Origin of the sequence: Actinotalea ferrariae CF5-4, from assembly GCF_000603945.1 — a bacterium.
GTDB classification, from domain to species: Bacteria; Actinomycetota; Actinomycetes; order Actinomycetales; family Cellulomonadaceae; genus Actinotalea; species Actinotalea ferrariae.
Genome location: NZ_AXCW01000553.1, coordinates 1 through 702, shown reverse-complemented (window position 1 = coordinate 702; position 702 = coordinate 1). Strand labels below are relative to the sequence as shown.

At 79.8% G+C, this 702-nt stretch carries 1 protein-coding gene; it reads right to left on the bottom strand.

The features are described from left to right. Window positions 1–702 (bottom strand): ATP-binding cassette domain-containing protein (locus N866_RS19270; protein ID WP_034230007.1); only part of this gene is annotated, 702 nt, incomplete at both ends.

The window sequence follows — 702 nt, the reverse complement described above, 5'->3', positions numbered from 1 at the left end:
CGGGGCGCGCCGCGCCCGCAGCACCTCGACCCCGTCGGCGCCCAGCCGCAGGACCGTCGACGCCGTCGACGCCGCCGGCGCGCGGTGGGTCACGACCAGGACGCCGCGTCCCGGCGCGAGCGTGCCGTCGAGGAGGCCCTGGAGGACGGCGGCGCCGTCGTCGTCGTCGAGGTGCTCGGTCGGCTCGTCCAGCAGCAGCAGGGGCGCCCGGGTGAGCAGCGCGCGGGCCAGGAGGAGGCGCCGGCGCTGCCCGCCCGACATCCGCGAGGCCCCGCCGCCGAGCGTCGTCGCGAGACCGTCGGGCAGCCCGGCGAGCCAGTCACCCAGGCCCACGGTCGCGAGCGCCCGGATGGCCTCGTCCGGCGTGACGTCGCCGCGGGCGACGCGCAGGTTCTCCAGCACGCTCGTGTCGAAGACGTGCGCGTCCTCCGGCGTGTAGGCCACCACGGGAGCGACGCCGTCCCGGGGCAGCCCGACGAGGTCCCGCCCGGCCAGGTCCCGCCCGTGCACCCGGACGGTGCCCTCCCGCGGCGGCAGCAGGCCCGCGAGCGTCAGCAGGAGCGTCGTCTTGCCCACCCCGCTCGGTCCCACGACGACGACGCCGTCCCCGGGCGCCACGTCCAGGTCGAGTCCCCGCACCACCGGCGCGGCGTCGGCCCAGCCGCAGGCGAGGCCGCGGGCGCGCAGGACGGGCGCCGGGCC